The 13,200-nt window shown below is 60.0% G+C and carries 11 protein-coding genes; 3 read left to right on the top strand and 8 right to left on the bottom strand.

The features are described from left to right. Nucleotides 1–203: 203 nt before the first annotated feature. Nucleotides 204–758, bottom strand: a complete 555-nt coding sequence (locus KUF55_RS03435) for a TetR/AcrR family transcriptional regulator (RefSeq protein ID WP_218818004.1) — start codon at nucleotides 756–758, stop codon at nucleotides 204–206. 183 nt (nucleotides 759–941) lie between these two features. Here KUF55_RS03435 and KUF55_RS03430 point away from each other — a divergent pair, with 183 nt between their 5' ends. Next, nucleotides 942–2,402, top strand: coding sequence for an MDR family MFS transporter (locus KUF55_RS03430; protein ID WP_218818003.1), 1,461 nt, complete (start codon nucleotides 942–944; stop codon nucleotides 2,400–2,402). 141 nt (nucleotides 2,403–2,543) lie between these two features. On the opposite strand, the gene purH is transcribed toward KUF55_RS03430, so the two are convergent. The 3 genes from purH to KUF55_RS03415 all read right to left on the bottom strand — a co-directional run bounded on the left by purH (nucleotide 2,544) and on the right by KUF55_RS03415 (nucleotide 5,883). Beyond that, nucleotides 2,544–4,211, bottom strand: a complete 1,668-nt coding sequence (gene purH, locus KUF55_RS03425) for a bifunctional phosphoribosylaminoimidazolecarboxamide formyltransferase/IMP cyclohydrolase (RefSeq protein WP_218818002.1) — start codon at nucleotides 4,209–4,211, stop codon at nucleotides 2,544–2,546. A gap of 87 nt (nucleotides 4,212–4,298) precedes the next feature. Next, on the bottom strand, nucleotides 4,299–4,832 hold the full coding sequence (locus KUF55_RS03420; protein WP_218818001.1) for a hypothetical protein: 534 nt from the start codon (nucleotides 4,830–4,832) through the stop codon (nucleotides 4,299–4,301). 295 nt (nucleotides 4,833–5,127) lie between these two features. Then, the gene (locus KUF55_RS03415) at nucleotides 5,128–5,883 is read right to left on the bottom strand and encodes a DUF4303 domain-containing protein (protein ID WP_218818000.1); all 756 of its coding nucleotides are present in this window, start codon (nucleotides 5,881–5,883) and stop codon (nucleotides 5,128–5,130) included. 258 nt (nucleotides 5,884–6,141) lie between these two features. Between KUF55_RS03415 and KUF55_RS03410 the strand changes: the two genes are divergently transcribed. Next, nucleotides 6,142–7,491: an MFS transporter gene (locus tag KUF55_RS03410; RefSeq protein WP_132362137.1), complete on the top strand. Its 1,350-nt coding sequence runs from the start codon at nucleotides 6,142–6,144 to the stop codon at nucleotides 7,489–7,491. A 124-nt stretch (nucleotides 7,492–7,615) separates the two neighbouring features. Here the strand turns inward: KUF55_RS03410 and KUF55_RS03405 are convergent, their stop codons facing one another. After that, nucleotides 7,616–9,040 (bottom strand): DUF222 domain-containing protein, encoded by a 1,425-nt coding sequence (locus KUF55_RS03405; protein WP_218817758.1) that lies wholly within the window; start codon nucleotides 9,038–9,040, stop codon nucleotides 7,616–7,618. A 489-nt stretch (nucleotides 9,041–9,529) separates the two neighbouring features. On the opposite strand from KUF55_RS03405, the gene KUF55_RS03400 reads away from it, so the two are divergent. Then, a complete protein-coding gene (locus KUF55_RS03400; protein WP_218817999.1) occupies nucleotides 9,530–9,988 on the top strand; it encodes a hypothetical protein in 459 nt (152 codons plus the stop codon). A gap of 20 nt (nucleotides 9,989–10,008) precedes the next feature. On the opposite strand, the gene purN is transcribed toward KUF55_RS03400, so the two are convergent. The 3 genes from purN to KUF55_RS03385 are packed head-to-tail and all read right to left on the bottom strand — an operon-like array spanning nucleotide 10,009 to nucleotide 13,182. After that, complete coding sequence (purN, locus tag KUF55_RS03395; protein ID WP_218817998.1) at nucleotides 10,009–10,575, bottom strand: phosphoribosylglycinamide formyltransferase; 567 nt, start codon at nucleotides 10,573–10,575, stop codon at nucleotides 10,009–10,011. 10 nt (nucleotides 10,576–10,585) lie between these two features. Beyond that, nucleotides 10,586–12,331: an ABC transporter ATP-binding protein gene (locus KUF55_RS03390; protein WP_218817997.1), complete on the bottom strand. Its 1,746-nt coding sequence runs from the start codon at nucleotides 12,329–12,331 to the stop codon at nucleotides 10,586–10,588. Next, nucleotides 12,328–13,182 carry an ABC transporter permease gene (locus tag KUF55_RS03385; protein ID WP_132362147.1) on the bottom strand — a complete coding sequence of 285 codons (855 nt, stop codon included), beginning with the start codon at nucleotides 13,180–13,182 and terminating at the stop codon, nucleotides 12,328–12,330. The genes KUF55_RS03390 and KUF55_RS03385 overlap by 4 nt, the downstream gene beginning before the upstream one ends. Nucleotides 13,183–13,200: the final 18 nt, after the last annotated feature.

Below are 13,200 nucleotides of genomic sequence, written 5' to 3'. Positions count from 1 at the left end.
GAACGGTCTTCTCGGAAATGTGTACTCCGACTTGATCTCAACAGCCCTAACTTACCCGATTTACTGCGCACACACACTTTTTGTGGCGAGAGACGCGTTCTCCGCCGCGCCCATTTCACCGCGAAAAGACGCGGCAATCACCGTCATTGGAACAACCCCTCGTTAAGTTAACCCGTCATAACTGAACTCAGGGGCGCTGCGGCTCAGGCTCGAGGAAAGAGCATCCCCAACTCACGCACGGTTTCGTCAAAGATGGCTACCGGATCGGCGTCGATGCCATCAGTTTCCCGCTGGCCGAAGGTTTGCCAGGCAACCCGCCAGGCGGCAGTGACTACCTCGGCAACTAGCAGCGCCCGAAGCTGGCTCAGCTGGCCCCGGTGCGTCAGCGCCTCGCTGAGCGCCTTAACCAAGATTCGCTCTTGATGCATAGCTATCCGCAGTATCTGCGGCTCCTTGACCATCAACCGAGAAATCCTGCGAAAATCACTCTGTTCAACTTCGAGCGCAAAAAGTTCGCGGCAGCGTGACAATAAGTCCCCCAGAATCCCCGATGCGCCGCTAGACGTGCTTTTGTGATCCACCAGAGCTTCGATCAGGTTTTGCTGACCGGGCATCAGCACATGTTCCTTGGAAGCGTAGTAGCGAAAAACCGTCCGCTCGGAAATCCCAACTCGAGCCGCGATGTCACCGACCGTCGTGGCATCCAGGCCGCGTTCCTCCACGAGATCCAACATGGCCCCCTGAATCTCGCGCAGCATCTGGGCGCGGTGATCTTCACGAATACCCACGATTCATCTCATTCCCCGTAGCGGCCGCCTCGACAGCCGGCGAGACCCTCCCACTATATTTCATGTCACACTCTGACAGGTTTAGCTTACCAAAAGTGTCAGACCATGACATGATTTTGTCAGTTCAAAAACTTACAGAAGAGGTAGCCTCCGATGGCTCAGACCGCAGACGACACGATGTCGCCGCCCGAAACTCCTACCCGGCCGGCTCCGCCAACGTTGCCAACAAAGCAACTGACCGGAATCATTGGCGCACTCGCACTCGCCGCATTCATGATGATCCTCAACGAAACGGTACTCAGCGTTGCGCTGCCAGCAGTTATGGCGGACTTGTCCGTCTCCGCGGCCGCAGGACAGTGGCTGACCACCGGATTCTTGCTGACCATGTCCGTGGTCATCCCGACGACCGGCTACCTGCTACAGCGTTTCACCTCCCGCAGCCTCTTTATTTTCGCGCTGTCCAGCTTCATCCTCGGCACCGTGCTCGCCATCTTCGCACCGAGCTTCGCCGTGCTGCTGGTGGCCCGCATCATCCAGGCCGTCGGTACCGCGATCGTGCTGCCGTTGCTGATGACCACCACGCTGTCTCTGGTTCCCGTACATAAGCGCGGGGCCATCATGGGACTAAACGCCATTGTCATCTCCGTGGGCCCGGCCATCGGTCCAACGGTTTCCGGTGCCATTGTGAACGCCTTCACCTGGCACTACATCTTCATTTTGATGGCACCGTTGGCCGTGATCATTTTGGTGCTGGGCCTCATCTTCATCAAGGTCCCGTCACAGGCCCGCAAGATTCCGCTTGATGTTCTTTCGGTCGTGCTCTCCGCGCTGGCCTTCGGCCTGCTGGTTTACGGCATCTCCACCCTTGAACATCTGGGCGAGAACGTTGCCTTGACCGTTGGCTGCTTCGTCGTCGGCCTGGTTGCTCTGGGCCTGTTCATCAAGCGCCAGGTCCGTTTGACCCGCGTAGGCAAAGAACTGTTGAACCTCACCCCGTTCACGTCCCGCACCTTCACCTTCTCGCTGCTCATGATCATGATTGCCTTTGGCACCCTGCTGGGTACCATCGTGATGCTGCCGATCATCCTCGAATCAGGTTCCGGCTTCAGCACGCTGTCCATCGGCATGATGCTGCTGCCCGGCGGTCTGGCGCAAGCCATCGTCTCCCCGATCTTCGGACGCATCTACGACCGTTTCGGCCCGCGTCCGGTGCTGATTCCAGGTGCTGCCATGTTGGCGGCTGGCCAGTGGATGTATGTCACCGTGGATTCGGACACCGCGTTGTGGATGTTCATGCTTAACCACGTGGTCTTCTCCGTCGGACTCGCCCTGCTGATGACCGGACTGATGTCCTCGGCTCTGTCCACCGTAGAGCCGCGGCTCTACGGCCATGGTTCGGCCATCTTCAACACCGGCCAGCAGCTCGGTGGTGCCATCGGCACGACCATCTTCGTGACGGTCATGTCCCTGTTATCCACCGCAAAGCTGGAAGCGGGATCGGACCTAGCCCACGCACTGTTCTCCGGCGCCCATGTCTCCTTCATCATCGGTGCCGTATTGGCCACGATCGGGTTGGCCATTTCCTTCTTTGTCAAGGTAAATAAGACTCGCTAGTCAACACCGCAATAGCCGTTGACCACGGTGGCCCCGGGCGATTCGCTCGGGGCCACCGCCGTTAACGAAAAACTGCCGCCACTTTCCCCGGATAGGGGAAAGCGGCGGCATCATGATCACTGGTGATCAGTGACGTTTTTTCTAGTGGAAGAAGTGGCGTGCACCGGTGAAGTACATGGTGATGCCGGCCGCGTTTGCTGCGGCAATAACCTCTTCATCGCGGACCGATCCGCCCGGCTGCACCACTGCACGTACACCGGCGTCCAACAGGATCTGCAGTCCGTCGGCAAACGGGAAGAAGGCATCCGAGGCAGCCACCGCGCCGCGGGCGCGTTCGGCAGAAACTCCCTCGGTTCCGGAGGCGCCACCGGCTGCATCCACCGTGGATTCCACGGTGACGCCCAGGGTGTTGGCGCGTTCAACGGCAAGCTTGCAGGAGTCAACGCGGTTGACTTGGCCCATGCCGATGCCCACTGCTGCACCGTTGTTGGCCAGCAGGATGGCGTTGGACTTCGCGGCACGCACCGCGGTCCAAGCAAAGGAAAGATCCGCAAGGGTGGCAGCGTCGGCTGCTTCGCCTGCTGCCAGGGTCCAGTTTGCCGAGTCGTCGCCATCGGCGTCGACCTTATCCGACACCTGGACGAGCACTCCACCGGAAACCTGGCGGATTTCGCTCGGGTAGCGTCCGTAGCCCTCGGGCAGGGCCAGCAGACGGATGTTCTTCTTCTTGGAGAGGATTTCCACCGCTTCCGGCGCGAAGTCCGGCGCAATAACAACCTCGGTGAAGATGTCCTTGATGGTGTTGGCCATGCCAGCGGTCACGGTGCGGTTCGCGGCAATAACACCACCGAAGGCGGAGAGCGGGTCCGTTGCATGAGCCTTGGCGTGAGCGTCGGCGATCGGATCCGTGGCATCGGCCGAAGCCACTGCCACGCCACACGGGTTGGCGTGCTTGATCACTGCGACGGCCGGGGCCTCGAAGTCGAAGGCTGCACGCAATGCCGCATCGGCGTCGACGTAGTTGTTGTAGCTCATGGCCTTGCCGTGGAGCTGGTCGGCCTGGGCGATGCCGGCCGGTGCTGCCTTGTCCACGTAGAGAGCTGCCTGCTGGTGCGGGTTTTCGCCGTAGCGCAAAACCTCGGAGCGTTCCAGGGCCAAACCCGAGTATGCGGGCCAGTCGATGACTCCGTCGCCGTCCTCGTCGAGGAACTGCGCTGCGGTCCATGATGCGACAGCGGTGTCATAGGCTGCGGTGTGGGCGAAGGCCTTGGCGGCCAGACGCTGACGCGACTTCAGATCGAAGCCACCGACCGAAGCTGCGGCGATGACCTCGGAGTAGTAGGCCGGGTCAACAACAATGGAGACGGCCGCGTGGTTCTTGGCTGCCGAACGCACCATGGCGGGTCCGCCGATGTCGATCTGCTCAACAACGTCGTCATTTTCCGCGCCGGAGCGAACGGTGTCGACGAACGGGTAAAGGTTCACCACGACGAGGTCAAAGGCCTCGATCTGCATGTCGTCGAGAGTTTTCATGTGTTCCGGCACTCGACGGTCGGCAAGGATTCCGCCGTGTACACGCGGGTGCAGGGTCTTGACTCGACCGTCAAGCATCTCCGGGGAGCCGGTAACTTCCTCAACCTCGGTGACCGGGATTCCGGCGGCGGCAATGCGCTTGGCCGTGGAACCGGTGGAGACCAGTGCGACTCCTGCGGCGTGCAGACCTGCTGCCAGTTCCTCCAATCCGCTCTTGTCATAGACGGAAATCAGAGCCCGTCGAATCGGGACGCGATCAAGGACAATACGGCTCACAAGGGTCTCCCATGGTGCAGTTTGAGGGGGGTGCAGGTCCCATCTTAGCGCCCAGCCCCACGGCAGCCCGCTTGTGTGGCGGCGGCGTTACTTGACCATTTCACCCGCGGGCGTGACCACGTACCAGATCCCTTGCACCGCTTGACCCAAAATATCCCCGGGCTTTGTATCCTGCGAGAAGTAGTACAGCGGCATGCCGTTGATCGTCAGCTGCTTCTGACCGTCGGGACTAGTGATGGTTCCCACTTCTCCGGTGACGCCGTCCATCGTCGGCGTGGCATTGGCGGTGGTGGCGATGGGCCAGGCATTCAGGCATTCTCCGGTGCATGCGCTGGTTTTGGTGCCTTTGACATCCTTGGTGAAGACGTACAGGCTGATGCCCCTTGCGTCCACCACGATGTTCCCGACGTTCGTTGATCCCGTTTTCACGTCAACCGTTGCTGCCGCGGTGCTCGAGGACACGGTACTGCTCGATGGGGGCGCATAACCGCCGCCATCCACCGCTGTTGTGGCCGGACTGCTGGTTGTATCGGTGTTGCCCCCACAGCCAGCCAGCAACATTGCGGCACCAAGTACCAGCGCCGCAGATGATGAGATGGAAATGATGCGTTTGCGGTTCATGATGTATTTCCCTGACTCTGGAGGGGAACAAGCGCCTATTTTCTGCGATGTCTCCGGGGCTCGCGGTTCATGGAAACTGGCACCTTCATGCGAGTTCTCAGAGGTTTTTGAAGCGTTATTAGTCCCAATGTGTTGTGGGTGAAGTGCCGTCGTTTTCCGGCCGCGCGGCAAGAATAGATCGATGTCGCTAGGGTAATTCAGTCGGTGTGATATCTATGGACTGCGCAGTTCGTAGCGACGATTCCACCTTTCTGACCGGGCTTAGCCATCCAGCGAATCCACCCATCGAATTCGACTAATGCGCGAGTTCCGGGAAGTGCTTCGCCAACTGAGCATCGGTAAGGCACCTTCGCAGCAAGGCGTCGCCATGTTCCTCATCGGAAAGGTAAACGACGATATCCGCGTTTCGCCCCACGGCAAGGGCGGAGCGCAACGATTCGGTGACGCGGATGAGCATTTCGTAATACAGCTGGTTGGTCTTTTCCCAGCCATGATCCTTGGCCACGCTGGTCAGCGCCTGGTTCCAAAGCGACGTTGCTGACTCATCAAAGAGCTCAATCGGACTCCACTGCCAGTCCGCCGGATTCCATTTGGAAGAGAAATAGCCTTGTTCCGCATCAGAAGTCAGGGCGTCAAATTCCTTAAGCACCTCGTCGATATCTTCATCGTCGTCGAAGTCAGTATCGTCGTCGTCATCGTCATCGTCGTCGTCATCTTCATCACGAATTACATCGTTGTCGTGGAGATGAGTGTCCCGGTCAGAACCGTTGTTGTCACCGTCGGCACGTTCCTCGAAGCCTTCTTCGTCGCTTTCCTCGTCGAAGTCCTCTTCAACTGTTTGCACGTCGTCGCCGCTGAGGGCACGTGTTAAGGCTTGTTCGGAATTCAGGGCTAGAACCGGCAAATCGATATGGTCGGTTTCATCGGCGCTCACCCCATCGAGGGCGATCGCGTAGAACACTTCGTCCGGGTGGTGGTTAATAATCTCTTCCGCCTGGCGAAGAGCCGACACCCGTATCGCCTCTTCGAGAGCGGTCCAATCTACTCCCATATTCAGAGCCTACCCCGGGATGGTCCGCACCGGAACAGCCTTTGAACATGGGTCTGAATCAAAATCCGAACCGCCAGAATTTGCCGTTTCACGGGACAAGAAGCAAGAAAAAGTCAAGGGATATTCTGTGCAAACCCTATTCAGCGCGTAGCGTTGATCCCGGTTGCAGAGGATCGGCTCCTCCCACGCCGCACATATTACCCAGCCTTCATGGCTCAACACGTCCCGTGCCAAACCACACCTGTCAAAAGGCCTCTCATGAACAACTACCTCAAGCTCCCCACTGGCGAGTCAATCGTCCAGAATCTCCCGTGGAAGTGGGGTGTCCAGGGGAAGATATTTGTCATTGGTGGACTGGGATTCATGTTTGACGCCTGGGATGTCACGCTCAATGGAGCGCTCATTCCTTTGGTCGCCGCGGAGTGGGGCCTAGACCGCACCACCGCGGCCCTCTTGGGCACGGGTAACCTGCTGGGCATGGCGCTTGGCGCGTTCCTCTGGGGAACCATTGCGGATAAAATCGGGCGCAAAAAGGCATTCACTTGGACGTTACTGATCTTCTCCATCTTCACCGTTGCGGGTGCCTTGGCTCCCAGCTTCGCCTGGTTCGTTGCCTTCCGCTTTATTGCCGGAGTGGGTCTGGGTGGCTGCATCCCGGTTGATTACGCTCTCGTGGGTGAGTTCACCCCAGCCAAACAGCGGGGACGAGTGCTCACCGCCATGGATGGGTGGTGGCCAATTGGCGCTGCGCTCTCGTTCTTCATTTCCGGTTGGGTTCAAGCAACTACGGGTAATTGGCGACTCATTCTTGCCGTCATGGTGCTTCCTGCCCTACTGGTGTTTTGGATCCGCAGAAGTGTTCCGGAGTCACCGCTGTATCTGGTCCGCGCCGGCCAACGTGACAAGGCCGCCAAGGTCATTGATGATTTGGTCAGCCGAACAGGTGCCGAGGCCAAACCCTATACTCTGCCGGATCCGGAATCGGCTCCTCGTCTCTCTGCCGGGTCTTGGCTCGATCAGCTTGTGAAAGTCTGGCGGTTCAGCCCCAAGATCACGTTAGTTTCTTGGTCATTGTTCCTGACCATTCTCTTGGTTTACTACCTGGCATTGACATGGATGCCTTCTATCCTTTCCGATGCGGGCATGGCACAATCCACGGCCCTCTTCATGACTTCGGTGATGGCGCTGATGGGCTTGATCGGTGTTGCCATTGCAGCACTGTTGGTCGAGAAGGTTGGCCGCAAATGGTTGCTGGGCATCACTGGCCCTCTATCTGCCTTCATTTTGGTACTGGTGGCGGTGAGCATCAACGCCCCAACCATCGCACTGGTCTGGATGTTGGTGTTTGGCGTTGTCATTCAGGTTGCCATCCCGGTGCTGTATGCCTATATTTCCGAGCTTTACCCCACGGAATTACGCAGTTCGGGCTTCGGCTGGGCCTCTTCATTCAGCAGATTGGGCGCGGGCTTTGGCCCTCTACTTTTTGCCGCGTTGTGGCCAGTCTTTGGCCTCGGCAATTTATTCCTCGCTGCGGGAGCCCTCGTGGTCGCCGCAGTCATCCTGATGGCTTTGTTCGCTCCTGAGACCAAGGGCCGAGCCCTGCAATAATCTTGGTGTTTTGTCGTGGCGCGGTCCATGGCACTCAGAACACGCACCTAAGTGCGGTTCTGAGCGTCATGGACCGTTTCTGTTAATGGGCAGAACAGTGCCCCGACAGGACTCGTACCCGCAATTATGCGGCAGGCGTTCCGGGCAGTGCCGGTGCAATCGAGGTGTAAACCGCTCCGGTAGGAGTGGTGATTTCGATGGTATGACGACCACCGGTCTCAATCACCTTCTCCTCCCACCCTTCCTGCTCCTTGGCCTGATTACATGCCGCACAGCGCCCTGAACCATTAATCGCGCTGGTCGCTCCCCCTCGCGCATGTTGCACCACGTGATCAAAGTGTTTGATCGGTGCATTGCAATAGGGAGTGCGACAGTATTGGTCGCGAATCCGGATGAACTCTTTGAGGTTCTTAGGGAACGAGCGGGAACTAGAATCCATCGCCAGCAACTCCCCGCTCTGCGGATGGGTATAGAGCCGCCGTAGGGATACCTGAGCCCGATACCACGCATGATCCGGAGCCTCCGAACCCTTAATCACGGCTCGTGCCCAGGTCGCTGGCACCGTTCCATACCCCTGAAGGTAGGCAGGTTCGCCACTGCCCTGGCAGAGCGTGCGATCGGTCATCACCAGATTCACCATCACCGGCTGGCCCTTGGCCGGGTCTCTGCCGGTGAGGCGATCGACCGCCAGATCAGCCATGATCTGATTTAGGGACCGAGGATCCCCACCGACCTTCAAACTCGCCGCATCCTGCATCAGTGTCTGGCGGATCGCCAGACCATCTTGGACCGAGAACATGCCCGAGAGTTGCATCATGCCATCACGGGCAGGATATACCGAGCAATAGCGGTGGGTGTTAGCTTGTTCCATGCGGCTCAGGGCATCGGAGCTGTCATAGAGGAACGAGAGCCGCCGGACCTCATCTTCTAAGGCCCGAGAACAGATTCCATCTAAGGCCTGCGGGTCGCGTAGGAGGTCCTGGTCCACGGCTTCGCAGTGCTCAGCGCAGAGGTGCTCGGTGTTTTTCACGATGATCTGCGCTTGAAACCAGCTAATCTGCCCCTCCAGAAGAGCTGCGAGGGTGAATTGCAGATGCGCGACCAAGCGGCGCGAGCAGGCCAGGAAGGAACGTCCCTGGTCTGGGGATTCTCGGCGGGCCAACGCGATTTGGGAACCAACACCGTAAGAAGGGTTATTTTCTCGTATTCCGGCGTCGGTGCGTTGGGTGATCACGTCCGCTTCGAAGAGGGTCGCGGAGATGACTTGCGCTCCAGCGGCGGCGCCCTTGATCTCTTCGAGTTTTCCCAAGATCTCGTGATGCTCCTTGGCGTTGCCGCTGAGCTCAAGCAGGGCCAGGGAGCGGCGCATGTAGTCCAAGAAGCAGAGGTCTTCGGTGTGGCTGCGGCCCGGAACCGGGACCGGGAGAACCACTCCGTGGATCTCACCAGCGGGCTCGACCTTGAGAGTGGGGGTCATAGTAGGGGTGAGGACTATTTCTTCGTTGGGAGGTTCGTGTAGTGAATCTCCGCTGGGATATTCTTCGAACATACCTCCATTCTACGCCGGGGATCCCCCGTTTTGTGGGGTGCTGGGTGGTGGTGGATAACTTCTTATGGCAGGTCAGATTCACTTTTGGTTTATCCACAGTGCCGCACTGACCCCTTGACACAACGTATGGCGGCCGTCGTGCAGGACGGACAAAGAACCACGCCAACGAGTCAAAGACACGTTCCCCTGAATGGACTGGCTTCCTTGTTTCGGGAACAGAGTCGTCCGAGGGCACTTGTGCGCTTGGGTGAACTTCCTGGAGGGTATTGCGGATCGACTTCTCGGATCCAGCTCCGCGTGGAGTGATCTGGCCGTGAACGCTGACCATTTCGACCAGGCCCATCTCCACCGAGATGGTCCGTCAATTGGTTGGGAAACGTCCCACCCAAGCTTTTGCCATCGCCCCAAATGTCCGAATCGTCCAATACCCGGACTCAGGTCGCTCGGTAGTATGTGGTTCACCACGATAAGCACAACACGGGAGCGAACATGATCGCCTGGGCAACCATTACCGATGCCATCTTTATAGCCCAGGGCGGTGACCCGAATCGCGGCCACGAGCTATTGCTCGGCTGCTGGAATTCCACCAATCCCACGGATCATGCCCAGCGCTGCATTGTGGCTCATTACCTAGCGGACACGGAAACCGAGGTGGAGAACGAAGTGCTCTGGGACGAGCTGGCACTTGTGGAACACGGTTTTCTGACCGATGAGGATCTCGCACCGCTTGGCATCACATCCACCGACGGATTACGGCCATCACTGCACCTGAACCTCGCCGATGGTTACCATCGCCAAGGCAGAATCGAACTGGCTCGCGAGCAGTTGGCCCTCGGTCAATCCTGCGTTCAGGCTCTTAACGCCGACGGCTACGGACAAATGATTGGCAAGGGTTTAGACAACCTCGCACTCCGAATTGCCGCCACTGACACGAGCTCCATGAGCTGAGTGTCGGTCCCCCACACATGTTACCGAGCGGCCAGATCTGCCAGGGTGGCGATGAGTAGGCGGCGCTCAACGATCTTGATGCGCTCGTGCAACGAATCTTCGGTGTCATCGGGGGTGATGACCACCGCTTCCTGGCGCAGGATCGGACCGGTGTCCACACCGGCATCGGCGATGTGCACGGTGCAGCCGGTGACCTTTACACCGTAGGCCAGCGCGTCGCGGACCCCGTGGGCGCCCGGGAATGAAGGCAGCAGTGCGGGGTGCGTGTTGATGTAGGTGCCATCGAAGGCGTTGATGAATTCCTCACCCACGATGCGCATGAAGCCGGAAGACACCACATAATCCGGCGAGTAGGAGAGGCACTTTTGGGTCAGTGCGTGGTTCCAGTCGGCACGCTCGGCGAAGTCCTTGAAGTTCACTACAAAGGTTTCGATCCCGGCCGCGGCGGAGCGTTGCACCCCAAAGGTCCCCGCCTTATCCGCACCGACGGCCGCGATCTCAACATTTTGTAGTGAGCCGTCGGCGACGGCGTCGATAACTGACTGGAGGTTGGACCCGGTGCCGGAGACAAGAACTACGATGCGCATGGCTTCAAGTTTAGTGGGCGCGGGCCAGTTCCTCGGACAGGTCAAGCGAGCTGGCGATCAATCGCGCGGTATAGGGGTGCGCCGGGTTGTTGTAAATCTGCTCGGTGTCCCCGGCCTCCACGATGCGACCATCCTTCATGACGATGACTCGCTGGCACAGGTGGCGGATGACCGAAAGGTCGTGGGAGACCAAAAGTAGCGTCAGTGCGTATTCGTCCACCAGATCAGCGATCAAGTTCAACACCTGGGCTCGCACCGAAACATCCAACGCGGAGACCGGCTCATCTGCCACCAGGATCCGCGGGCGATTTACCAGGGCGCGGGCGATGGAGATGCGTTGGCGCTGCCCGCCGGAGAACTGATGCGGATAGCGGTTCGCTGAATCTGGTTCGAGTCCCACCGCGTTGAGCAGCTTGAGCACCGTGGCCCGCCGGGCGGCCGCGTCCAGCCTCTGGCCCGGGACCAGCAGCGGTTCGGCGACGATGTCTGCCACTCGCATCCGCGGGTCAAGAGAACCCAAGGGGTCCTGGAAGATGATCTGCAGCTCGCTGCGCAGCGCGCTCAGATCCGCTTCGCGCGCACCTGCTATGGAGGTGCCGGCCACGATGGCGTCGCCGCCGGTGGGGGTGTCGAGCCCGGCCAAAATGCGGAGCAACGTGGATTTGCCGGAGCCAGATTCCCCCACGATGCCCACGCGTTCCCCCGGCGCCACGGTGAAATCGATATTGGCCAGCGCATGAACCACCGGACGCGGGCCAAAGAGTGAGGTGCGCGCGCGGTGATAGCTGCGGCTCAGGTTGCTGGCGGTGATCAGCGGGGCGATCGCACGGTCAGCTGTCGTGGCGGAAGACCTAACAGAGGCGGCGGGCACCGGAGCCGAGGTTGGTGAATCCGGCGCGGCCGCACGGAGCGCCGGCGGTTGATAGTTCCCCGCCGTCGCCACGGTGAACAGGCGTCCGCGCTCATCGGTGGCCGACATGTCACTGGCCGCGAGCAGTGCCCGGGTATAGGGGTGAGTCGGGGCGGAAAAGACGGTATCGATCTCGCCCTGTTCCACGATCCGCCCCTGATTCAGCACTAGGACCCGGGTACACATCCGCGCGACCACCGCCAGATCGTGAGTGATAAAGAGCAGGCCGGTGCCGCGCGCGGAGACCTGGGCGGAAATCAGCTCCAGTACCTGGGACTGCACCGTGACATCCAGTGCGGTGGTCGGCTCGTCACACAGGAGCAATTGTGGGTCGTTCGCCAGGGCCATGGCGATCATGACCCGTTGCCGCTGCCCGCCGGAGAGCTGGTGGGGGTAGGCGTTGGCGGCCTGAGCGGGATCGGGGATCTGCACCGATGCCAACAATTCGATGGCCCGGGCACGCGCTGCGGCGCGGGTACCCAGGGTGCGATGGATGAGCAGCACCTCGGCCACCTGCGCACCGATTTTCATCAAGGGGTTCAGCGCGCTCAGCGGCTCCTGGAACACCATCGAGATTTCATCCCCGCGCAGCGGTGCCATGGCCCGCTCCGGGGCGGTGAACAGATTGTGCTCAAAGCCGTGCAGCCTTCCGGTACCGGAGACGCTCAGTTCTTCGGGCAACAAGCCCAGCAGGGCCGTGGCGGTGAGCGATTTTCCGGACCCGGATTCCCCGATCAGCCCGATGCGTTCCCCGGCGGCCATCGAGAAGGAAAGATCTGACACCAGCGCTCGTTCACCGGCGGAAATGGACAGGTTCGAGACCTCCAAGAGCTGGCGCTCACTCATGCCTTACCCCGTCCCAACTTCGGATCAAATTTGTCGCGCAAGCCATCGCCCAGCAGGTTAAACCCCAGTACCGCCACGGCAATGCTCACCCCGGGCACGATGGTCAGCAGCGGGAAAGTGCCCCAGTATTGCTGGGATTCCTGCAACATCCGGCCCCAAGAGGGAACCGGCGGCGGTGTGCCCAGTCCCAGGAAAGACAGCGCCGCCTCCGCCAGGACGGCCAGGGCGAAGGTCACCGAGCATTGCACCAGCAGCATCCCGGTGATGTTGGGCAGCACGTGGCGCAGCGCAATTCGCACCGGCGGTTGGGCAGCGGCGCGAGCGGCAAGCACAAATTCGGCGTTCATCACCTGGAGTGTGCCGGCCCGTGCCACCCGGGCGAAGCCCGGCACCGAGGCCAGCCCGATGGCCACCATCGCACTGACGGTTGATGCACCATAAATTGCCGCGAACATGATCGCCAGCAGCAGGGCCGGGAAGGCCAACAGAATGTCGGAGGCGCGCATCGTCACTTCCTCCACCGCGCCACGTTTCATCCCCGCCCACATACCGAGCGGCGTGCCGATCAGCGCGGCGATGGACACCGAGAGTACCCCGACCAGCAACGTGATGCGCGCGCCCACCAGGATCCGCGAAAGCAGATCACGGCCCAGCTGATCGGTGCCCAACCAGTGTGTGGCGCTCGGTGTGCTCAGACGCACCGAGGGGTTCGCCTGTACCGGATCATAGGGGGTAAAAACCCAGGACAGCAGTGCGCTCAGCAGCACCACCGCCACCAGCACCGATCCCATGAGCAGGGTGGAGTTAACTCCGGAGACCGGCGATCCGGCAGAATTTTTAGCGCGGGACATGAACATCTTTTTCATTCT

Source organism: Paeniglutamicibacter sp. Y32M11, assembly GCF_019285735.1.
Lineage (GTDB): Bacteria > Actinomycetota > Actinomycetes > Actinomycetales > Micrococcaceae > Paeniglutamicibacter.
Note: the sequence above shows the minus strand (reverse complement) of the source record. Positions and strands in the feature narration are given on the sequence as shown.

Coding starts and splice junctions, on each gene's coding strand:
- KUF55_RS03435 (WP_218818004.1), bottom strand. CDS start 758: ATGCTGCGCGAGATTCAGGGGGCCATGTTGGATCTCGTGGAGGAACGC.
- KUF55_RS03430 (WP_218818003.1), top strand. CDS start 942: ATGGCTCAGACCGCAGACGACACGATGTCGCCGCCCGAAACTCCTACC.
- KUF55_RS03420 (WP_218818001.1), bottom strand. CDS start 4,832: ATGAACCGCAAACGCATCATTTCCATCTCATCATCTGCGGCGCTGGTA.
- KUF55_RS03415 (WP_218818000.1), bottom strand. CDS start 5,883: ATGGGAGTAGATTGGACCGCTCTCGAAGAGGCGATACGGGTGTCGGCT.
- KUF55_RS03410 (WP_132362137.1), top strand. CDS start 6,142: ATGAACAACTACCTCAAGCTCCCCACTGGCGAGTCAATCGTCCAGAAT.
- KUF55_RS03405 (WP_218817758.1), bottom strand. CDS start 9,040: ATGTTCGAAGAATATCCCAGCGGAGATTCACTACACGAACCTCCCAAC.
- KUF55_RS03400 (WP_218817999.1), top strand. CDS start 9,530: ATGATCGCCTGGGCAACCATTACCGATGCCATCTTTATAGCCCAGGGC.
- purN (WP_218817998.1), bottom strand. CDS start 10,575: ATGCGCATCGTAGTTCTTGTCTCCGGCACCGGGTCCAACCTCCAGTCA.
- KUF55_RS03390 (WP_218817997.1), bottom strand. CDS start 12,331: ATGAGTGAGCGCCAGCTCTTGGAGGTCTCGAACCTGTCCATTTCCGCC.
- KUF55_RS03385 (WP_132362147.1), bottom strand. CDS start 13,182: ATGTCCCGCGCTAAAAATTCTGCCGGATCGCCGGTCTCCGGAGTTAAC.